24 protein-coding genes are annotated in these 21,177 nt (G+C 52.3%); 11 read left to right on the top strand and 13 right to left on the bottom strand.

Features of this window, described 5'->3' with window-relative positions:
- Positions 1 to 7: 7 nt before the first annotated feature.
- Positions 8 to 1,192 carry a glycine C-acetyltransferase gene (locus HND56_04830; GenBank protein QKK05057.1) on the bottom strand — a complete coding sequence of 395 codons (1,185 nt, stop codon included), beginning with the start codon at positions 1,190 to 1,192 and terminating at the stop codon, positions 8 to 10.
- 168 nt (positions 1,193 to 1,360) lie between these two features.
- Here HND56_04830 and HND56_04825 point away from each other — a divergent pair, with 168 nt between their 5' ends.
- The 5 genes from HND56_04825 to HND56_04805 all read left to right on the top strand — a co-directional run bounded on the left by HND56_04825 (position 1,361) and on the right by HND56_04805 (position 4,909).
- A complete protein-coding gene (locus HND56_04825) occupies positions 1,361 to 2,092 on the top strand; it encodes an ankyrin repeat domain-containing protein (protein ID QKK05056.1) in 732 nt (243 codons plus the stop codon).
- 57 nt (positions 2,093 to 2,149) lie between these two features.
- Positions 2,150 to 2,635 carry a hypothetical protein gene (locus tag HND56_04820; protein QKK05055.1) on the top strand — a complete coding sequence of 162 codons (486 nt, stop codon included), beginning with the start codon at positions 2,150 to 2,152 and terminating at the stop codon, positions 2,633 to 2,635.
- Positions 2,636 to 2,727: 92 nt separating this feature from the next.
- Entirely contained in the window at positions 2,728 to 3,702 is a 975-nt protein-coding gene (locus HND56_04815) for a TerB family tellurite resistance protein (protein ID QKK05054.1), read from the top strand.
- Positions 3,703 to 3,896: 194 nt separating this feature from the next.
- Positions 3,897 to 4,391: a TerB family tellurite resistance protein gene (locus HND56_04810; protein ID QKK05053.1), complete on the top strand. Its 495-nt coding sequence runs from the start codon at positions 3,897 to 3,899 to the stop codon at positions 4,389 to 4,391.
- 41 nt (positions 4,392 to 4,432) lie between these two features.
- Positions 4,433 to 4,909 (top strand): TerB family tellurite resistance protein, encoded by a 477-nt coding sequence (locus tag HND56_04805; GenBank protein ID QKK05052.1) that lies wholly within the window; start codon positions 4,433 to 4,435, stop codon positions 4,907 to 4,909.
- A 24-nt stretch (positions 4,910 to 4,933) separates the two neighbouring features.
- On the opposite strand, the gene HND56_04800 is transcribed toward HND56_04805, so the two are convergent.
- A complete protein-coding gene (locus HND56_04800; protein ID QKK05051.1) occupies positions 4,934 to 6,361 on the bottom strand; it encodes an ankyrin repeat domain-containing protein in 1,428 nt (475 codons plus the stop codon).
- 204 nt (positions 6,362 to 6,565) lie between these two features.
- Between HND56_04800 and HND56_04795 the strand changes: the two genes are divergently transcribed.
- Positions 6,566 to 7,021: a hypothetical protein gene (locus HND56_04795; GenBank protein ID QKK05050.1), complete on the top strand. Its 456-nt coding sequence runs from the start codon at positions 6,566 to 6,568 to the stop codon at positions 7,019 to 7,021.
- 84 nt (positions 7,022 to 7,105) lie between these two features.
- On the opposite strand, the gene atpC is transcribed toward HND56_04795, so the two are convergent.
- From atpC to HND56_04750, 9 genes are all read right to left on the bottom strand, one after another.
- A complete protein-coding gene (gene atpC, locus HND56_04790; protein ID QKK05049.1) occupies positions 7,106 to 7,543 on the bottom strand; it encodes an ATP synthase F1 subunit epsilon in 438 nt (145 codons plus the stop codon).
- Between the two features lie 28 nt (positions 7,544 to 7,571).
- On the bottom strand, positions 7,572 to 9,101 hold the full coding sequence (atpD, locus tag HND56_04785) for a F0F1 ATP synthase subunit beta (protein QKK05048.1): 1,530 nt from the start codon (positions 9,099 to 9,101) through the stop codon (positions 7,572 to 7,574).
- A gap of 40 nt (positions 9,102 to 9,141) precedes the next feature.
- A complete protein-coding gene (locus HND56_04780) occupies positions 9,142 to 10,044 on the bottom strand; it encodes a F0F1 ATP synthase subunit gamma (GenBank protein QKK05047.1) in 903 nt (300 codons plus the stop codon).
- A gap of 28 nt (positions 10,045 to 10,072) precedes the next feature.
- On the bottom strand, positions 10,073 to 11,623 hold the full coding sequence (locus HND56_04775) for a F0F1 ATP synthase subunit alpha (protein ID QKK05046.1): 1,551 nt from the start codon (positions 11,621 to 11,623) through the stop codon (positions 10,073 to 10,075).
- 4 nt (positions 11,624 to 11,627) lie between these two features.
- Positions 11,628 to 12,224, bottom strand: coding sequence for a F0F1 ATP synthase subunit delta (locus HND56_04770; GenBank protein QKK05045.1), 597 nt, complete (start codon positions 12,222 to 12,224; stop codon positions 11,628 to 11,630).
- A gap of 104 nt (positions 12,225 to 12,328) precedes the next feature.
- Positions 12,329 to 13,165: a folate-binding protein YgfZ gene (locus HND56_04765; GenBank protein QKK05044.1), complete on the bottom strand. Its 837-nt coding sequence runs from the start codon at positions 13,163 to 13,165 to the stop codon at positions 12,329 to 12,331.
- Positions 13,162 to 14,616 (bottom strand): deoxyribodipyrimidine photo-lyase, encoded by a 1,455-nt coding sequence (locus tag HND56_04760; GenBank protein QKK05043.1) that lies wholly within the window; start codon positions 14,614 to 14,616, stop codon positions 13,162 to 13,164. The genes HND56_04765 and HND56_04760 overlap by 4 nt, the downstream gene beginning before the upstream one ends.
- Positions 14,616 to 15,683 (bottom strand): tryptophan 2,3-dioxygenase, encoded by a 1,068-nt coding sequence (locus HND56_04755; GenBank protein ID QKK05042.1) that lies wholly within the window; start codon positions 15,681 to 15,683, stop codon positions 14,616 to 14,618. Before HND56_04755 ends, HND56_04760 begins: the two co-directional genes overlap by 1 nt.
- A 16-nt stretch (positions 15,684 to 15,699) precedes the next feature.
- Complete coding sequence (locus HND56_04750; protein ID QKK05041.1) at positions 15,700 to 16,803, bottom strand: ATPase; 1,104 nt, start codon at positions 16,801 to 16,803, stop codon at positions 15,700 to 15,702.
- A 103-nt stretch (positions 16,804 to 16,906) separates the two neighbouring features.
- On the opposite strand from HND56_04750, the gene HND56_04745 reads away from it, so the two are divergent.
- The gene (locus HND56_04745) at positions 16,907 to 17,752 is read left to right on the top strand and encodes a DUF3108 domain-containing protein (GenBank protein ID QKK05040.1); all 846 of its coding nucleotides are present in this window, start codon (positions 16,907 to 16,909) and stop codon (positions 17,750 to 17,752) included.
- A gap of 6 nt (positions 17,753 to 17,758) precedes the next feature.
- Here the strand turns inward: HND56_04745 and HND56_04740 are convergent, their stop codons facing one another.
- The gene (locus tag HND56_04740) at positions 17,759 to 18,367 is read right to left on the bottom strand and encodes a helix-turn-helix transcriptional regulator (protein ID QKK05039.1); all 609 of its coding nucleotides are present in this window, start codon (positions 18,365 to 18,367) and stop codon (positions 17,759 to 17,761) included.
- 207 nt (positions 18,368 to 18,574) lie between these two features.
- On the opposite strand from HND56_04740, the gene HND56_04735 reads away from it, so the two are divergent.
- The 4 genes from HND56_04735 (at position 18,575) to HND56_04720 (ending at position 20,005) form a co-directional block, all read left to right on the top strand.
- Positions 18,575 to 19,141, top strand: coding sequence for a hypothetical protein (locus HND56_04735; protein QKK05038.1), 567 nt, complete (start codon positions 18,575 to 18,577; stop codon positions 19,139 to 19,141).
- Positions 19,142 to 19,207: 66 nt separating this feature from the next.
- Complete coding sequence (locus HND56_04730) at positions 19,208 to 19,486, top strand: hypothetical protein (protein ID QKK05037.1); 279 nt, start codon at positions 19,208 to 19,210, stop codon at positions 19,484 to 19,486.
- On the top strand, positions 19,476 to 19,730 hold the full coding sequence (locus HND56_04725; protein QKK05036.1) for a hypothetical protein: 255 nt from the start codon (positions 19,476 to 19,478) through the stop codon (positions 19,728 to 19,730). Before HND56_04730 ends, HND56_04725 begins: the two co-directional genes overlap by 11 nt.
- 5 nt (positions 19,731 to 19,735) lie before the next feature.
- Positions 19,736 to 20,005, top strand: a complete 270-nt coding sequence (locus HND56_04720) for a hypothetical protein (protein QKK05035.1) — start codon at positions 19,736 to 19,738, stop codon at positions 20,003 to 20,005.
- 4 nt (positions 20,006 to 20,009) lie between these two features.
- Here HND56_04720 and HND56_04715 read toward each other — a convergent pair whose 3' ends face one another.
- Complete coding sequence (locus tag HND56_04715; GenBank protein QKK05034.1) at positions 20,010 to 21,167, bottom strand: hypothetical protein; 1,158 nt, start codon at positions 21,165 to 21,167, stop codon at positions 20,010 to 20,012.
- Between the last annotated feature and the right edge of the window lie 10 nt (positions 21,168 to 21,177).

Here is a 21,177-nt window from a genome sequence, read left to right as displayed (position 1 = left end):
GACACTCCTAAATCATGCCCATTTCTTTACCGACTTTTTCAAAGGCGGCAATGGCTTTATCCAGATGTTCGCGCCCATGCGCCGCCGACATCTGCGTGCGGATACGGGCTTTGCCCTGCGGCACAACGGGATAGGAAAAGGCGATCACATACAGCCCTTCCTTCAGCAGTTTATCCGCCATTTCCGAAGCGATTTTCGCATCGCCGATCATCACGGGGATAATTGCATGTTCCCCCGGTACCAGCTCAAAGCCCAGCGCCGTCATTTTCTCGCGGAAATATTCCGCATTGCCGCGCAGCTTTGCCAACAGCTCCGTTCCTTCCGTCACCATTTCCAGCGCCTTGATTGCCGCTGCGACAATCGGCGGTGCCATGGTGTTGGAAAACAGATAAGGGCGCGAGCGCTGGCGCAGCCAGTCGATAATTTCTTTCTTGCCGGAGGTAAAGCCGCCCGAGGCACCGCCCAGCGCCTTGCCGAAAGTGCCTGTCATGATATCGATACGATCCTGCACACCCCAATGTTCCGGTGTGCCGCGCCCGCCCGGCCCGACAAAGCCGATGGCGTGAGAGTCATCGACCATCACCATCGCATCATATTTATCCGCCAGATCGCAAATGGCGGGCAAATTCGCGATAATACCATCCATCGAAAAAACACCATCTGTGGCAATCAGACGAAAACGGCAATCCTTGGCCTCTTTCAGCTTTTCCTCCAGATCAGCCATGTCATTATTGGCATAACGCAACCGCTTGGCCTTGCACAGCCGCACACCGTCGATAATGCTGGCATGGTTCAGCGCATCACTGATGATCGCATCTTCTTCCGTCAGAATGGTTTCAAACAGCCCCGTATTGGCATCAAAGCAGGAGGAATAAAGGATCGTGTCTTCCGTCCCTAGAAAGCCGCTGACCGTATCTTCCAGTTTTTTGTGCAAATCCTGCGTACCGCAGATAAAGCGCACCGAGGCCATACCCAGACCATGCGTATCCAGTGCCTTTTTCGCGGCATCAATCAGTTCCGCATTATCCGCCAGCCCCAGATAGTTATTGGCGCAAAGATTAATCACATGTCTATTGTCATTGGTGATTTCCGCATCCTGCGGCGAGGTGATGATACGCTCTTTTTTATACAGCCCGCTATCATGCAAGGCGCGGGTTTCATCCGAAAGATGTGTCAGCAGATTATGCGGCATAAACTCTCTCCTGTCCTATGGCGGCATCCAAAAAGATGCCCTATTCTACACAAAATCACCGTAATCTACAGGAAAATCATATTGACAAAAACATATTACATAACTATAGTATTCCCTGCCCTGCGATGCGGTTTTGCCGCAGCAAAAAAGACAGAAAGCATCTAAGACATGGCCAGCAAAGACCAGATCAATACATTGATGAGCGCCGTTAAAAACGGCGACCTTGCGACGGTACGCCATTTGATCGAGGAAGAAAGCGTCCCTGTCGATGTTCTGGACGGAACGGAAACCGCCCTCGCCCGCGCCGCTATTGCCGGTCAATGCAGCATCGCCGATTATCTGATTTCCAAAGGTGCCAATATCGACACCCGCAACAGCAAAGGCAATACGCCGCTGATCCATGCCGCCTATCATGGACACATGAAAATGACAAAACTGCTGCTGCGCCGCGGCGCAGATGCCCTCGTTATCGGTAGTGACGGTACAAATCCGAAAGGAATTAGCAGCTGGGCCAATAGCGGCAATAATCCTGACATTTCCAAATTGATTAAACAGTTTCGACAAATAGGCATAGCAGCTTTAAATGACGATGCCCCAGCCGTTGAAGAAAGTGATATTTGGCGTAAAACCGGCGATGCCGAGGTCGAACATGTCTATTACCGTCAGGACGGCGGCCTCCGCATCACCGATATCTTCAATTTCGCCGACCGCGAACACAGCCGCCACACGCAGGATATCCGCACCGGTGCCTTAACCACAATCATCCGCAACTTCTCCGAACTCGAAGGCACACAATCGCTAAGGCAGGCTTATAATACCCTTGTCACCGAAGGCGGCACGCCCGGCCAAGCCCATATGCATTACCGCCGCGTCCTCCGCCGCCGTAATCCCTCTATATAGCGCACAGGCGGGATTTATGATGGCTTTTTACCCTCATCACTGTTAGGCTTCATAACCATGAGCGACAATAATAAAAACTCTTTTTTCGACAGTTTCCTTTTCGGAAAGCTATCCTCGAATTACAACCCCCTCGGTGACCGGATGGGGCAGGAATGGCGCGAACGGATGGGGATGGATAATAAAACCCGCTTCGAGGTTGATCCGTCCAAAGCCGATGGGCTGGGTGAAAAGCTCTGGGATAAGGGCATGGTCGGTATCGCCTTTATTCTCCTCTTCCCGTTTATTCTGCTGTTTCGCTTTTTTGCCGGACCGTTCCGCAAGGATTTACGCTGGCCGCGTCTGACCCGTCTGTCATTCATCCTCGCCATTGGCGGTTTATATTGCCTGAATATCAGCCCCTCTTTTCACAGGCTGGAGAAAAAAATCGGCAAACTCATGACCCTGCCGCTGGAAATGAGTTACCTCTTTTTCCTCGTTGCCGGCGCACTTGCCATCCCCGCCTATCTTGTCCTGCTCTTTTTCCGCAGCAAACCGAACAGCTGACACAGACTGTGCTTTCGCCTTTTGCTTCCAGTATTTTTTCGCTAAGCTGACAGAGTTGAAAAACTTGCACCTTCTCTCTGATCGGAACAGCCATGATGCGCGACAATAAAAACCAAAATCTCTGGGACAGGCTGACGGGACTGCTGGCGCGCGAGAATTTAAGTGCTGCCGATCTGCGGCAGGATGACAATCTTAATCTCAGCATCGCCGCCCTTCTTGTCCATATTGCCGCTGCGGATGAAGAATATGATGAAAACGAGCAGCGCACCATCCGCGCCATCCTGCTGAACGAGCTGGATATCCCCTATGAAATGATCACCCGCATGATGGACGAGGCAAAAAAACAGACCGATGATGCCATCGATTTTTACGGTTTTATCCGCGTTATCAACCGCAATTTCGATCAGGAAGGACGGCTGGATGTCGTGCGCATGCTATGGCGCGTTGTCTTTGCCGACGGCAATATCAAACATAAGGAAGACCAGCTGATGCGCAAAATCTGTCATTTGCTGGGCGTTGTCTGGCATGACAGCGTGATTTTAAAGGAAGAAGTCTATGATATGCGCATGTGGGACCAGATCGTCGCTTTCTTCCACAATGAAGATATCGCCTATTCCGATTTTTCGCAGGAGCAGAATCTGCATATTTCCGCCGCCGCATTATTTATCCATGCCGCGCTGGCCGATAAGGAATTCCATGAAACCGAATTCGAGCGCATCAAGGAAATGATCCAAAACCGCTTTGGCTATAGCGAAGAGCTGATCGAACATCTCATCACCCATGCCGACCGCACCCGCAACGAAATCCTTGATATTGATGAATTTATCGATATTATCCGCGCCAGGTTCAGCGCAGAGGAACTGCGCGGATTTTTCGCCATGATCTGGGAGGTGATTATCGCCGACGGCAAAATCCACCCCTTCGAACAGAAACTGGCCAATCTGCTTGCGCCGCGTTTCAATATCGGCCCGATGGAACATGCGGAGATCAAAAACGAGGTTCTCGGCAAAGCATCGCGCCATAAAAGCGGTATTCAAAAACTGCTGGAAGAAAGCGGCACAAACTAAACGACTAGATCGAACAGCATTCCCCATGGGTTAGGCGCAAGGAGCGATGTGTATGAATAATACATGAGCGACGAAGCAACGCAGCCCATAGGGAATGATGGATGATATAAAACAATCATTAACTCTCCTGTGCTAAACTATTAAATGTATAAATGTCGCTGATAAAATAAAGAATGTTGAAGGGAGACAGGCTCATGTGGCAGGAACTCAACACACTGGTACACAATCATGACCTGCGTTATGCGGATTTTTACGTGCAGGATACCGTGAATGTCGCGGTTGCCACGCTTTTGGTACATACGGCCTTTGCCGATAAAAGCTTCCATCAGGATGAAGTCGATATGATTCGCACATTGCTGAAAGACCGTTTCGGCTATAATGATGCCATTATCGATGATCTGATTATCAGCGCCGGCGTGACCGGTGATGAATATGTCGATATTCACGAATTCATTGATACGATCAAAAACAACTTCAATGATCAGGAAATACGGGAATTTTTTAAAACCATCTGGCATATCATCATGGCGGATGGTAAAATTGACCCGTTGGAACAACGGATCGCGAATATTCTCGCGGCACGGTTCAATATCGGCCCGATGGAACATGAAGAGATCAAACGTGAAGTCTTGATGAGCAGCGGATCGTCCTTTAAAACCACCGTGCAGAAAATAATCGACGACTCTTAAAAACACGGAGGGAATTTTCACCCCTCACCTAAGGTATAGCCATGCTATGGAATGATTTAACGGCGCTGATTAACAATCCGGAGCTTTGCTACGCTGATTTTGCCATGGGTGCCAATCTGGAAATGACCGTCGCCGCCCTGCTGGTTTATGCCGCCTTTGCCGATTATAAAATGGATGAGAGAGAAATCGGGGTTATCCGCGACCTGACCCGCCGCCGTTTCGGCTTTGACGATTTTGTGCTGGAAAACCTCATCATCAATGCGCAGCTGACCGAAGGGCACGAGCTGCAAATGGAAAAATTCATCAAAACACTGAAAAAAAACCTGCGCCCGCCCGAAACCCTGCAATTCTACGAGGATTTATGGCGTATTCTGGTTGCCGACGGCAAAATTCACCCTTATGAACAGGGGCTTGCGGATTTCGCAGCGCGCCATTTCAATATTGACGAGGCCGCGCAGGAACGCATCAAACAAAGCATTATTCAGGAAGTCTGGTTTAAAAATAAACCTGCCTCTTAAACATCATCAAAAAAAGAAGAAAAATCAGCGCGGACGGTTGCCGCCCTTGTTGCGCTTTGTCCGCGCTTGCGCCTGTTGCACACCCGCATCAGCCGGTGCGTTTCCCGCAACACGCGGCTGCCCTTGCAGAGCGGCGAGATAAGCCGGAGCCGGCGTCTGTTTTTTCGCAAGCGATAAAGGCGTATCACCGTTTTTGTCTTTTTGCAGCGGTTTTCCGCCATATTCCATCAATTTTTCCACCAGCCAGTCATCCCCGCGCAGCACGGCATAATGCAGCGGCGTTTTGCCGGTATCTTTTTCAGGGAAATTCGGGCTTGCACCGGCTTCCAGCAGCTTTTCAACGATCCCTTCCATTTTCTGGCGATCAAGGTCCATCGCGTAAAGCAGCGGCGTTTTGCCGTGATTATCGTAAACATTGGTCACAGCATCAAATGTCAGCAGCACGTCAACGCAACCGCTGATATCCGCCACATTATCCTTGCGCAGCAGGATCGAAAGCGGCGTCGCATTGTCTTTTTTATCAAGAATATTCGGATCAGCCCCCGTAAACAGCAGCACGCGCAGCACATCCGTTGTATTGACGTTTTTCCAGCGCCAGGGATCACAGGCAAAATGCAGCGGCAGATATCCCTCGCCCGCGCTCGGCATCGCATTCATATCCGCGCCCTTTTCCGCCAACAGCGAAACATATTTCATCTCGCCGCGCGAAATACCGTTTTGCAGCGGCGTTAAACCGTCATCATTATAGACGTTAAAATCGATGCCGTATTTCAACAGCACCGGTGCCAGCTCTTCCGAGCCGAATTCCAGAATTTGATGCATCAACGGCTCTTTTGTCATGCCAAAAGCTTCCGGATGGTTCAAATTCGCCTGCACAGCCTTATGCTGCAGCAATTCCTCGACAACTTCGACATAGCCGCGGCTCATCGCCAGCATCACCGGCGTCATCTGTCCCTTGCCGGTCCACAGCGGGTCTGCGCCCCATGACAGCAGCTCACGCACAATTTCGGGCTTGTTTTGCTCAACAGCTTTGTAAAGCGCCGTTTCACCGCGCTGGTCGGTTTTGCTTAAATCAACGCCGTATTTCCGCAGTTTTGCCAGCATTTCATGCGCATCGCGCGAGATAATGCGGTCAATCACCGTCGTGCCATAGGTATCATCGGCAGGTAAAAAAGGATCAGCATTGTTTTTGAGGAGTGTTTCGAACATTTCAAGATTATTTTTAGAGACGGCGGTATGCAGCGCTGTCTGGCGGCTTAAGCCATAGGCATTAATATCCTGCCCGTCGCGCAGATACTGGACAACCTCGTCAATCCGCCCCAGACGGACGGCGCGGAAAAACCCGCTTTGTTCAAGCCCTTGCTCAAGATTCTTTTCATCGACAAAGCTGTTGAACGTGTCTTTCAGAGAGTCGAATAAGTTCTTCTTTTTCTTGGGTTCTTTTTCTGACATGGCAATTTGGCGCCTAATAAGTTATCATAATCTTGAAAAAATGCGTGACGATTTTGTAACACTAATTCCCCTTGAAGACAAGCCTTATTTTTTTCAATAATACTTGACACACGATTATCATAATTCTTGACTCGTGCAGGCGAAACCGCTAGTCTGGCAAGGAAATTAACACCCCACTCACAATTTGAAGAGAGATAAAAACACATGTTCGGAAATTATTCCTTTACCCAACTCGCTGCCGTTGCTGTGACCGCCGTTGCGTTCAGCATGATTGCATCAACCGTTGTCGGCCTCGGCCTTGCCGCCGTTCTGCCCGCAACCGCCGCATCCGCATCCGTGATCGGATTTACATCCACGGTTGCCAGCGTTATGGGCTTTATCGCAGGTTTCCCCATGGGCATGAAAATCCATGACAAAATTTCCGACACTTATTACGGTATCAAGCGCCGCCGCGAAAACCCGGCGATCCGCCGCGTAAAGCGCACCGCCGCTCCGGCAAAATCCTTTGATCAACAGAAAAAGCCCAAAAACGGCCTGATGAACAAGCTGTCCAATGCTTTCCGCGGTAGCAAAGCCAAGAAAACGGACGAAAACGTTATCAAAATCATCAATCCTGACCGCAAAAATGACGGCGCCTCGAAAGGCCCCGGCGCCGCATAAGACTTAGAAACAGTTCAAAGAAAAAGCACGGAAATCTCTTTCCATGCTTTTGTTATTCCGTTCTGAAGCCTGATAAGCCCGTATTTAAGCGATCAACGCCAGCTTGGTTTCGATCCGCTCCAGCTTGCGCACCAGACGCGTGCGTTTGATCAGATCATCATGCTCTTCCTCATCCACCATTTTCAGATGTTCGGAGGTTTTCTCGCGCTCTGCCTCAAGCGCCGCACGGTCCAGATCGGACAGCGCCGCCGCATCTTCGGCCAGAATGGTGCAGACATTGTCATTCACATCGGCAAAACCGCCGGATACAAAGACTTTTTCTTCCGTACCGTCTGCGCGCAGGATCACGGCAATACCGTCTCTGAGTGAAGAGAGCAGCGGTGCGTGATTGGGCAGAACACCGAAATCACCGTCATCGCCCGGCACCGTTACCATCTTGATATCTTCGGACATCAGGATGCGTTCCGGTGAAACCAGTGCGAATTTAAAGGTGTTTTCCGTCGTCATAGTGGCTGATGACATGATGCGCCTTCTTTCCCGTTAAAGTTATTTATGCTGCCTCTTGTGCCATTTTCTTGGCTTTTTCGACAACTTCCTCGATCGTGCCAACCATGTAGAAGGCAGATTCCGGCAGGTGATCATAATCACCGTTAACGATGCCTTTAAAGCCGCGGATCGTGTCCTCAACCTGTACGAAGACGCCCGGCGTACCCGTAAAGACCTCGGCAACGTGGAAAGGCTGTGACAGGAAGCGCTGGATTTTCCGTGCGCGTGCAACGGTCAGCTTATCTTCCTCGGACAGCTCGTCCATACCCAGAATGGCGATAATATCCTGAAGTGCTTTGTAATCCTGCAGGGTTTTCTGAACCTGACGCGCAACCGCGTAATGTTCTTCACCCACAACGCGCGGATCCAGAATACGGCTGGTGGAGTCAAGCGGGTCAACCGCCGGATAAATACCCAGCTCCGCAATCTGGCGCGACAGAACCGTTGTTGCATCCAAATGCGCAAAGGATGTTGCCGGTGCAGGGTCAGTCAAGTCATCGGCGGGAACGTAAACGGCCTGAACCGATGTAATCGAGCCTTTATTGGTCGATGTAATACGTTCCTGCAATGCCCCCATATCCGTCGCCAGCGTCGGCTGGTAACCCACAGCGGAAGGAATACGACCCAACAGCGCCGAAACCTCGGCACCCGCCTGCGTAAAGCGGAAGATGTTATCAATAAAGAACAACACGTCCTGACCTTCTTCATCACGGAAATATTCCGCCTGTGTCAGACCCGTCAGGGCAACACGCGCACGCGCACCCGGCGGCTCGTTCATCTGACCGTAAACCAGCGCGGCTTTCGAGCCTTCTTTACCCGGTTTGATAACGCCGGATTCAATCATCTCGTGATACAGATCGTTTCCTTCACGTGTCCGCTCACCCACACCTGCGAAAACAGACACACCACCGTGTTCTTTCGCGATATTGTTGATCAGCTCCATAATCGTCACGGTTTTACCGACACCGGCACCACCGAACAGGCCGATTTTACCACCTTTTGAATAGGGCGCGAGCAGATCGACGACCTTAATCCCCGTGACCAGCATTTCGGTTTCGGTGGACTGATCGACAAAGCTCGGTGCAGGGCGGTGGATCGGATAGGTCTGTTTGGACTTCACCGGGCCCAGCTCGTCAACAGGGTTACCGATAACATCCATAATGCGGCCCAGCGTTGCCGGTCCGACCGGCACGGAAATCGGCGCGCCCGTATCAACAACATCCTTGCCGCGGACCAGACCGTCGGTCGTGTCCATGGCAATCGTACGAACCGTGCTTTCACCCAGATGCTGGGCAACTTCCAGCACCAGTGTGCGGCCATCCATATCAATATGCAGCGCGTTCAAAATCGCGGGAAGATTGCCTGTGAATTTCACATCAACAACAGCACCCAGAACCTGCGTCACCTTACCGGCGCCCGCGGCTTTAATCGGTGTTACTTTGCTGCTGCCTTTTTTGGCCGCCGTTTTCTTGGCGGGCGCTGCTTTCTTTGCAGGCTTCTTCTTCGTGGTTTTGCTTGTGGTGGCTTTGGCCATGTCTTTTTCTCCTTGCAGTCAAAAAATGTTGTTTATTCCGTTAAACCGCTTCGGCTCCGGAAATGATCTCAATCAACTCTTTCGTAATATAAGCCTGACGCGCCCGGTTATAATTCAGCGTCAGTTCGGCAATACGGTCGCCGGCATTGCGTGTCGCGTTATCCATTGCCGTCATACGTGCGGCCTGCTCGCCCGCGGCGCTGTCCAGCATGGAACGGAAAATCTGCACACTGATATTTTGCGGCAACAGATTTTGCAGAATGCCGTCCTCGGAAGGCTCGAATTCATAAATCGGTTTCGCCCCGCCGCTCTCTGCCGGTGTTTCCGCGCCCGCGCCTTTCCCTTCTTCTGCGGCAAAGGGAATGAGCTGCTGCGCGGTCGGGATTTGTGCAATCACCGATTTAAAGACATTGTAGAAAACATGGCAAATATCAAATTCACCCGCCTCAAAACGGAGTAACACATCTTCACCGATCCGGTGCGCATCGGAAAAGGACAGGCCTTTTTTACCCGGACCTTCAAAAAATCCGAGGATGCGTTTGCCGAATTCGCGCTTCAGCGCATCACGCCCTTTGCGGCCGACACAGATGAATTTGACCTCTTTGCCTTGCGCCAGCAGTTCTTTCGCCTTTTTGCGTACTTCACGCGTAATAAAGGCGTTAAAACCGCCGCATAAGCCGCGATCCGAGGTAATCACGACCAGCAGATGCGTCTGGTCGCTTCCCGTGCCGCGCAACAATGCGGGGGTGGTGTCATTGATTGTGATATTTGAAACCAGACGTTCCAGCATATCACCCATATGGCGGGCATAAGGCTGGCTAGCCTCGGCCTGCGACTGGGCGCGCTTCAACTTACTGGCCGCGACCATTTTCATGGCCGAGGTGATTTTCCGTGTTGATTTCACGCTCGAGATACGGTCCCGAAGGTCCTTCAAACTTGGCATGGCTTGTCAAATCCCCGTTTTCTTAAAGTTAGGCCGCCTTTGCGTAACGCTTCGTGAATTTCTCCATGAAATCCGTCAGGAAGTCTTTCAGCTTGGCTTCGGTATCGTCCGAGATTTTCTCTTCCTTGCGGATCGCCGACAGAATGGCCTTACCTTTGCTGCGGATTTCCGCCAGATACTCTTCCTCGAAAACCGTAATCAGCGAAATCTCGACTTTATCAAGATAGCCTTTCACACCGGCATAAATCGAGACAACCTGTTCTTCAACCGGCATCGGGCTGTACTGTCCCTGTTTCAGCAGCTCGGTCAGGCGCGCACCGCGTGCCAGCAAGCGCTGCGTAGACGCATCCAGATCGGAGGCGAACTGTGCGAAGGCTTCCATTTCACGGAACTGCGCCAGCTCCAGCTTAATTGTACCGGCAACCTGTTTCATGGCTTTGATCTGTGCGGCGGAACCGACACGGGAAACCGACAGACCGACGTTAATGGCCGGGCGGACACCTTTATAGAACAGGCTTGTTTCCAGGAAGATCTGACCATCCGTGATCGAAATCACATTCGTCGGAATATATGCGGAAACGTCACCGGCCTGTGTTTCAATGATCGGCAGTGCCGTCAGCGAGCCCGCGCCGTTTTCATCGCTCAGTTTCGCAGCGCGTTCCAGCAGACGGGAGTGCAGATAGAAAACGTCACCCGGATAAGCTTCACGTCCCGGCGGACGACGCAGCAACAGCGACATCTGGCGGTAAGCAACAGCCTGTTTGGACAGATCATCATAAACGATCAGTGCGTGCATACCGTTATCGCGGAAATATTCCCCGATCGTGCAGCCCGTATAAGGCGCAAGGAACTGCAACGGTGCAGGCTCGGACGCGGTGGCAGCGACAACAACGGAATATTCCATCGCGCCGTTTTCTTCCAGCGTTTTCACCAGCTGTGCAACAGTCGAGCGTTTTTGACCGATGGCCACATAAACGCAATAGAGTTTTTTACTTTCATCATCGGTGGCATTGACTGTTTTCTGGTTCAGGATCGCATCAATGGCAACCGCGGTTTTACCTGTCTGACGGTCACCGATAATCAGCTCACGCTGACCGCGGCCGACGGGAACCAGAGAATCGAGCGCTTTCAAACCGGTCTGCATCGGCTCATGAACCGATTTCCGCGGGATAATACCCGGTGCTTTGCTTTCCACCAGCGCCGTTTTCTTTGATTTAATCGGACCTTTGCCGTCAATCGGATTGCCCAGACCGTCAACAACGCGACCCAGAAGCTCTTTCCCGACCGGAACAGAGACGATCTCACCGGTCTGACGGACTGTGTCACCTTCTTTAATGTCACGGTCATCACCGAAAATAACGATACCGACATTGTCTTCCTCAAGGTTCAGCGCCATCCCCTGAATACCGCCGGGAAATTCGACCATCTCACCGGCTTTGACATTATCCAGACCGTGAACGCGAGCCACACCGTCACCAACGGACAGAACGGTTCCGATTTCGGCAACATCGGCTTCAACGCCGAAGTCGTTCATTTGCTTTTTCAATACGGATGAAATTTCTGCTGCACGGATTTGCATGATCTTACGCTACCTCTTTCATAGTTTTTTCTTGTTCATAGACAACATCACTGTTTTTCAGGACGCGCGCCAGTTTATCAAGCTGGGTGCGCACGGACCCGTCAATCATCAGAGAACCGGCACGGATAACAAGCCCGCCGATCAATTCCGGATCCTGCGTTACGCGCAACTCGACCGCGCGGCCAAACTGCTTTTTCAGGATTTCGCTGATTTTTTTCGTTTGCTGTGCCGTCAGTTCTGCCGCGGAGACAACCTCAATTGTCAATTCACCCTTATATTCGGCAATCATGCCCCGCAAAGCGGCGATGATGGACGGCATGCAATTCAGGCGGCGGTTTTCGGCGGCGATGCCGATAATACGCGCCAGCACATCGGAAATTTTGGCTTTTTTACACAGTTCCGCCATAACCCCGCCCTGCTCTGCGCGGCTCATCAGCGGCGTTCCCAGCACAACAGCCATTTCAGGCACTGTTTCCAGAATTTCCGCAAAAACGGCTATGTCTTTTTCCAGCGCGGGAAGTTTTTTATTTTCTTCCGCCCACAAAAAGCCCGCCCGCGCGTAGCGTTTTGCGATACGTGTTGTTTCAGCGTTTGATGACACTATCTGTTCCCTTGTTAGTCGATGTCACGAATGCAGATTCACAGTTTTTCACCTGCTATGTAGCATAACCGCCCCCCGCACGCAAGCACAGTTGGGGCATTATTCTACAATCTTTTCAGATATTCCGGCACTGACAGCGTCAAAGACACCCCATCCGCCACAAGTCCCTGTTCCAATACGGCAAGTTTCAACAGCGCCAGCCCTTCCGCGCCGCAGGATGAGCGGATTTCCCCTGCCTTTTTTCCATCCTCCTCCACTGTTACCGCCGTGCCGGCAGGAGGCAGCGGTGTGTTATTTGCGGATTTTACGGGGAAAAGGCGTTTTTTTAAGAGACCGCGGTAATGCATGCGTGCCGTGACTTCCTGCCCGACATAGCAGCCTTTTTTCCATGACACGCCGTGCAGAAGATCGATATTATAATCCAGTATCGTACTGAGCTTAACCGCCAGATCGCAGCTGCCATCGGGGATTCCGAGGCGGATGCGGTGCAGATCGTAATCATCGAAAGCGGCACCGGTTTCGATGTCTTTGTCCTGCGGCAGCACGGCGCGAAAACCGAGTTTTTCATGGCGCGGATCGCGATACCACGCATCGGAAAACGGCAATTGAACGGTATTATCATACCCCCATGCGGCATAGATACGGTATTCGGATACCGCATCGGCAATCGTGACTTTTGCGCGCAGCGCATACATCTTTAAAAGCCGCGCAAGATCCCCCGCCCGCGCCGCTTCACATTCGAGAAACAGCGTGTTTTCCCTCTGCGTGATCAGGAAATCATGCAGGAATTTCCCCTGCGGCGTCAAAAGACAGGAATAGACCGCCTGCCCCGGCGCGAGCTGCTTTAAATCACCCGTGACCAAATCCTGCAGCCAGTCCTGCGCCTCATCCCCCGCCACAGTCACAATGCCGCGATTGCTGATATTTGAGAGAGAGGTCATGCGGTTTCCTGTTTGATGTCATGTTTATAAATGGCAAGCGCCTTGTCCCGCGCCGCCGCGTGATCCACCACAGGATAAGGGTAGTCTTTGCCCAGAACAAGCCCCGCCTGTTCCAGCACATTATCCGGCGCCTCCCACGGGGCATGGAGATATTTATCCGGCAGATTGGCCAGTTCCGGCACAAAGGCGCGGATATAACCGCCCGCCGCATCGAATTTTTTACTTTGCAGTACCGGATTGAAAATGCGGAAATACGGTGCGGCATCCGCGCCGCAGCCCGCCACCCATTGCCAGCCTGCGGCATTATTGGCGGGATCGGCATCCAGCAATGTGTCCCAGAAGTATTTTTCGCCGATGCGCCAATCAATGAACAGATCTTTGATCAGGAAAGATGCCGCGATCATGCGTACGCGGTTATGCATCCAGCCCGTGCGCCACAGCTGCCGCATTCCCGCATCGACAAGCGGATAGCCTGTTTTTCCCTGCTGCCATGCCGTGAGCAGGGCCGAATCATTCTCCCATTTCATACGGGTGAAATTTTCGTTCAACGGCTTTTCCGCCATATCAGGCAGCTGATCCAGCAGATGATAGGAAAATTCCCGCCACAATACTTGCCGCAGAAAGGCGTAATGCCGTGCCTGCCTGTCCGGATATTTTTCCGTTGCCGCAGCCATATCGACGCGTAGCCGTGCCGGCGCGATTTCGCCCCAATGCAGATGCGGTGACAGACGCGAAACACCCTCCGTATTTGGAAAATCGCGCTGCTCCTGATAAGCGGCGATGCCGCCGTTTAGAAAACCCCGCCAGCTGCTCTGCGCTCCATTCTCACCGGGCTGCCAGAGCTGCGCCATTTCCTTATACCAGTCTTTGGGCGGTAGCAGATCGAGCTCTGCGATTGTCGTGCCTGCGGGGAATTGTTGCGGCGCAGGGACGGCTTCAGGCGCAGCAAAAAGCTGTCCCGCACCTGTCCATTCCGCCGCCATACAGGCTTTGGAAAAAGGTGTGAAGACACGGTAGGGCTTCCCCGCACCTGTTTTGATCTGCCACGGTTCAAACAGCAGATAAGAGGCAAAAGACTGCGCTGTAATATTGTGCTGTTTTAATGCGGCTTTGACCGCCGCATCGCGTTTTTGCACCTGCGGCACATAGCTGCGGTTCCAGAACACGGATTCGACATGATATTGATTGCAGAGTTTTTGCAGAATGTCGCCCGCCTTGCCGCGAAAGCATAAAAGACGGCTGCCGCGCACGCGCAAATCCGCATCCAGCGCCGTCAGGCTTTCATGCAGCCACCAGCGCGCCGCGCCGCCGATGCGGCGTGTTTCCGCATCGTCGTCATCCAGAATAAAGATTGGTAATATGGGACATTCCGTCTGCAAGGCGGCCTGCAATGCCGGATGATCGGCAAGGCGCAGATCCTGTCGAAACCAGAGAAGCGTATGTTTTTGCATCAGGCCGCCGCGCCCTCATAGACGAAGGCCATTTGTTTCTGTACATCTTCCGGCAGTTCGGGACGTGCCGAGCGCGGGATCAGGAAGGTCGATAAGCCGAACAGATCGGAGAAAACGCGGTGACGTTCCGCCGTTTCAATCAGATAACGATGCCCGCTTGAACCGCCGCTACCCGATTTCATACCGATCATCCGCTGTACCATCAGCGCGTGGCGGTAACGCCAGACCGTCAGCAGCTCGTCAATATCCATTGCCAGATGCAGAATACGGTAAGGCTGGTGCAAGACGGGCTGGTCGCGATACATATTGATGAACAAGGCTGCTTGCAGCGCTTTGGCGGAAAAACGCCAGCCTGCGGGCTCGTCACTGGCAAACAATTCGTCAAAGCTTGCCCGTGTTTTTTCGATTTTGCTGCGGTCCTCGTCAGGGCTGTTCTGCAAATCCTCGTCCAGCATCTGATAGACCGCCGCGCGGTAGCTGTCCCAGAACTTATAACTGCCCGTATCGACAAAAGGCGTGCGCGACAGCCAGTTTTCAAATTGCTCAAACAGCGAAGGTTTGTTTTCCCAAGCTTCCAGCGCATCTTTTGTCTCTTGCGGCAGCACAACATCATAGGCATGACCGCCATAGCACATTCTTTCATCACGGCGCAGGCCAAGACGGATTTCCAGCTCGCGGAATTGCGCACTCTGGAAGCCGGAGGCGGAGCGGAAGACATGACGGAATTCAAGGAAATCCAGCGGTGTCATGGTTTCCAGCACATCCAGCTGCTGTACCAGCAGTTTCAATGTTTCGACAATCCGTTCCATACTGGCGACGACGGGGCGCAGATCGCGGTCAGCGACCGGAATTTCGGAGAAAATATCCTGCACCCGCGACATTTCAAACAGAATCAGTTTGAACCACAGCTCATAAGCCTGATGCACGATAATAAACAGCATTTCATCATGGGCGGGTTCGCCCTTGCGCTTCGGGTCTGCCGCGCTGATCATGTGCTGGGCGTCGAGAATACGGTCAAGTCCGAGATAAGTGCCGTAATCCATATCTTTCAAATGGTTATCGGACATGTCTTTAAACTCCGTTTCAGATAGGCAGAATATTCATCAGAATGGCAATGATTGCGACTTGCGGCACAACAACCAGCGGCAGGAAAAGCGCGATTTTCCAGGACTTTGTTGTGTCTTTCAAAACCATCACCTCGGTATAATCCGTCGCCACACCCGACATCAGGAAGGCAAAGCTGTTCCCCGGCGCGGCGGCGCGGGTCAGAATATCGGCGGCAATCGGCGTTGCCCCTTCGGAGCAGACTTCGATCACCGTTGCGGCAATCATCGTCGCCAGCAGGCCCAGCATAGTCGGGCCGAACCAGTTCTGGAAGCTTTCCAGCGGCATAAAGACGCGGATCGCGGCGGCGAGTACAACGCCCAGCAGCATCCAACGCACGACAATGCGTCCGCTTTCCATGCCGTCTGCGACAATATTCTTGATCAGGGGAAAATTAATCTTTGTCTGCTGCCACCAGATTTTCAGCGTTTGCGGCGTTCCTTCCGCTTCCTCATCCTGACGGTGATGGTTGCCGGGCAGAATACCGCGTGCCACCAGCTTGTCAAAGATGACACCGCTGACCAGACCGATACCGATCGACAGCAGCAGGAAGGCCAGCATCCATTTAAAACCGATCAAGCCCCATAAAATCAGCGTCAGCGAAAAGGAGTTCCACGGGCTGGCAATCAGGAAGGCCATCACCTGCCCCAGACTAGCGCCACGCTCATACAGCTTCATCCCGACCATCAGAATACCGTGGCTGCACAGATCGAATAAAAACCCCGCAATCGTTGCACGCCAGATGCCACGGAAGCCGGTTCCTGTTCCGAGCAGCCGCATCACGATACCTTGCGGCACCTGCCCCATCACGCCAATAAAGAAAATACCCGCCAGCACACCCCACCACATTTTGGAGATCATTTCGGTGACTGAATGGGTGAAATGCCCGGCCGCACTTTCCGGCGGCAGGGAAAACAGCAAATGCGCCCCGACGGAAAGCGTCACAATGATGCCGCAAATCCACAGCATCCAATCCCATTTTGGTGTATGATGATGGTGACCATCTGTTCCGCACTGGTCTACAGGCTCCGGCGGGCAGCAGGACGGCCCTTTGTGCTTGTGGGTTTCAGCGGAGTTGGACATGGATTTCTCTTGACTTTTTGTCATAAGTTATGTATGTTGCCGGAATGTGCTCGTTTGCGCGTGACCTTAACACAAATGATAACGGAAATATAGGAAAATGCATATGCGCCACACTATCGCCGTTTTAACTGTTTTCGCCCTGTTTTCAGCCCTTCCCGCCTCTGTTCCGGCCCATGCGCGCGAAGCGCGTGCCGCGACATTGACGAAGGGACAGGAAGACGGCATGTCACTGAGCTATAACGTCTATGCCGGCGGTTTCCGCGCGTTGCGCGCCTCGCTTGCGCTGGATATGGAGCAGAAAGAATACAAAGTCGGGCTGAATGCCAAAACCGAAGGTTTTATCGGCAAACTCTTCCCCTGGGCCGGTAAATATGAAACATCGGGCACCAAGCAGCAAGATACGCTGAAACCCGCAGAGTATGAATCCACAAGCATTTGGAAGGACGAGGAAAAACAGACCCGTCTTGAATTCAAAAACGGCTTGCTGAAAACGCGCTATGAAACCGAAACGGGGCATCCCGACAGCAAAACCGATATCGAGGCCGATCTGGCCAAAGATGCGGTGGATATGCTGACCGGTGCCGTCACGCTGCTGCAACAGACCAATGGCGAAGACAGCTGTGAAGGTACGGTTCCCGTTTTTGACGGCAAACGCCGCTATAATCTGCATTTCAAAGATGCCGGACAAGGCACGATTTATGAAAGCCGCTATTCGCTGTTTCACGGCGAGGCATTGAAATGCATTATCGAGGTCGAGCCCGTTGCCGGTTTCAGCAAACGCGACCAAAAACGCGGCTGGCTTGCCATTCAGAACCATACCAAAGAACGCAAGAAAATGCCGACGGTCTGGCTGTCACGCCTGAAAGAAGGCGGGCCTGTCGTTCCCGTACGGATGGAAATTTCCAGCAGCTATGGTGCCGTTATCGCGCATCTGGCAGGCGTGCAGTAAGACAAATCAACCTCTCCCGACGACTGCGGATAGCGCACGGATCTCCGTATGCGGAAATGTCACAGCCGCACCATTCTGAAGGTTAGACAGCATGACCTCCTGCACTGACTGTCCCATATAACGGTACAGAGACTCCGTCCCGTCCGCACGTCTGACAAGGCAGTCCTGTGCCATCGCCGGCGGTTTTCCGGGATGGATATAAACAAGCTCGCCACTGTAATAGCGCGGTTCATAAGCGCCGGAGACAACGTAAAACGCATAGGCATCTTTACAGCTTTTCTGCATCGGGTGCCGCTCCACCCAATCGACAATATCGCCCTCACCCGTTGCTCCGTGATAAACCGGAATAAGATTTTGCGGCACCGTCGGCGCGCTCTGCGCAGTAAAACCGCTATCCTGAATTTGCGCAACATCTCCGTCATGTTCCGCCGGCATGCCGTATTTTGCGCCGAGATAATTTTCGATCAAGGGCACTTCCTCCGCACGGATATGGCGACGGCCATACAGCATGCGGTTCACGGTGGCCGGGTTCATCCCGACCGCTTCGGCAAGGCCTTTTTGCGTTAGGCCCGGCGTGGTTTTGATCGTGTCTCTGATCCACTCATACAGTTTCATTGCGAATCTCTCAATATATCTGTCGTGTTTATTCCTGTTTTGCAAAAAAATATTAGCATTGCTTGCGTATAACGTAAATAGAAATGCAAATAAATATATTATATCGCCATATTATTTACAAAATATAAATAAAATAATCATAAATATTGACATTTTGTTAATTTTATAGCCATGATATGGCCGCCAACAAGAAAAAAGGAGCGCGCAATGACAGAAGGTTTTGAAGACTGGACAGAATGGAAACCCGACTGGACAATTCCGGTCAAAGAAAAGAAACGCCGCAAAGGACAGGAAAAACGCTGCCAAACGCCGCATGATTTTCAGGAAAAACTGTCACCGACCCTGCCCGTCCGGCAAAATCTGGGCGGCGGACGCAGCACCGTACAGCACCGCCGCCGTATCGTTGATGCGCGACTGTGGGATGCGATGTCACCCTTTCAGCAAAATGCCGCCATGGCGTTGGAACAGGCTTGTTATTTGCTGAGCCGCGGGCTGGGATACCGTATTTCCGCGCCGCACAAGCTCAATACCGGCAAGACCCATTTCAAGGAAACCGACCGCGATGCCGAAAAAATCGCCGTTTACAGCCAATGGGTCAAAAAATGCAAAGAGCAAAACTGCCATCACAGTGCGGCGATGGATATTCTCGCCTTTGGCAAAAGCTGCCGCGAAGTTGACCGCGCCCGCAAATGCCGCAACGGCTGGGCGCGCGGCAATCTGTTTACCTGTCTGGATATTTACTGCCAAATCCGCGGCTGGCCGATCGGTGCTTGAGGACTTGATTTTTTGAGATTGATGTGTTATGTATAATACTTCATTTTTAACAATCGGAGCCCCATTATGGCTGAGAACCGCGACAGCGAAACAAAAACCGATCTTGTCGATATTGAAAACAAGCTGAATGAGGCTTTCGATCAGGCCTATCGCAACAAGGATTATCAATATCAGGGCGGAGCCGGGCCGTTGCAAAGCATCGGCAATATTGCAAAAGCCATTGTCGAAGTACGCCGCCAGCGCCATATCGAAGAAGGACGCGGCGAAATGTACAATACCCGTCACAATATCAATATTCCGCAAGGGCGTGTTGTAAGCAAAAGAGGAAACGGCAATGGCGGCTGATCTGGACGATCTGGAAGATAAGTTGATGGAAATGTTTAATGCCCGGCAGAAATTCGGCAAAAAGGGCGATTATGACGGCTATCACGAAAAATACGCCATGCATGCGATGGCTGCGGCTGATTGCGCCGATATGATTTTAAGAATACGTCAGCAAAAACATCTGGAAGACGGCAACGGGCATCTGGTGCCGCAAAACAATAACCCGCGGACATTACGCCGCTATGTCCAGCAAAAGAAGAAGTAAAGATTATGGCTGAAGAAAAACCCGATACGGCATCGCTACAGGATATGGAAGAAACGCTGACGGAGATGTTCCGTGGCAATGCCAGTGTTTATAACGACAACACCAATATCGACAACCGGAAAGAATTCCGGCGTATTGCAGCCGAGCTGAGCCATGCTATTTTAGAGGTAAGGCGCCAGCGTCATCTTGAGGAAGGCAATCCGCAATTCGTGCCGGAAACGAAACCAAGCGCCCAGCGCCGCTACAGCGCCAAACGCGCCTCAAACGGCAAATAATCCTTTAAAGCAGAAACATCCGCACAATACCGTATCCCGCGCCCAGCAACACGGCGAGGCTGACCCAGATATAGCCCTGCACGGCACGCACGACTTCGTTGTCACGCCGGTCTCCCGCAGGGCGGCGTAGCCAGCGCGCATAAATAATTCCGATGATGAGTATCAGCGGTAGCGCGAAAAAACCCAGTAGAGTAACTGTGGCAAAGCCCAAATGATAGACGGGCATATGGCGATCATATTCTTCTTTGGTGATCAGAGGTTTTTGCGGTTTTCCGGTTTCGTAGAGGCGGATTGTCTGTTCCGGTTCTGCAGCATCATAGACGCTTTTCGGGACGGTCAGGGAGGTTTCTTCCGCTGTTTCATTCAATGTGCCGAACAGTTGATAATCGGGGAAGATACCGGAGTCTTCGGCAGGTTGTTTGCCGCTGATGCGGAAATTCACAGTTTCCGCAGGAATGACATCCTTGACAATCTCCGCAAAGTAAACCGATAAGGCTACCAGCAGCGCCGCCACAAACAGCACCGTCACATTCAGGAAATGGAACAGACTGCGCAAAAAACGCATACGCGCATTATAGCGTTTGCACAGCAGCATGACCTCGCCTGCCGCCTGTGCGGACTGGCTGAAAAATTCCTCCAGATACTCCGCTTTGTCCAGAAAACGCTTGGCCCCGATATCATAGGGTTTAAAGCCGGTGATTTTACAGGCATTGTCCAATATATCGCGGAAAGCCGCCACCACCGCGTCAATTTGCTCCGGCTGCCGGATTTCGCGGATCACGTAATGAAGCCACAGAATGTCGTCCTCCAGCAGGATGATGACGCTGTAGCTGCCATCCTCCGCCATCAGTTGCAGCGCGGATTCCCGTGCGAAGCGGTGTTCCGCCTCCTGCAGCGGCAATCCCCGTTTTTCCGACGCATATTGCAGATAGGCATCACGGTCGCGGTCCGCCATGACCAGCCCCGGTATCTTCTGCTGCAATTTTTCGGCAAAACCCTGATTGCGCGTCCAGATTTCCTGATGTTTTTCCGCGCTTACCTCCTCCCGCACCGGAGGAGTCTCATCGCCGTTCAGCACGCCGACGATCTGCCCCGCCCGCGCCGCAGGGAGCTGCGGATCAAACAGCACAAGCGTTTTGCCGATCGCGTGATTAACAAGCATAGTCTTTTAA

The sequence above is a fragment of the Pseudomonadota bacterium genome (assembly GCA_013285465.1).
Classification (GTDB): Bacteria; Pseudomonadota; Alphaproteobacteria; order Micavibrionales; family CSBR16-224; genus CSBR16-224.
This window is presented reverse-complemented; position numbering and strand designations above follow the sequence as displayed.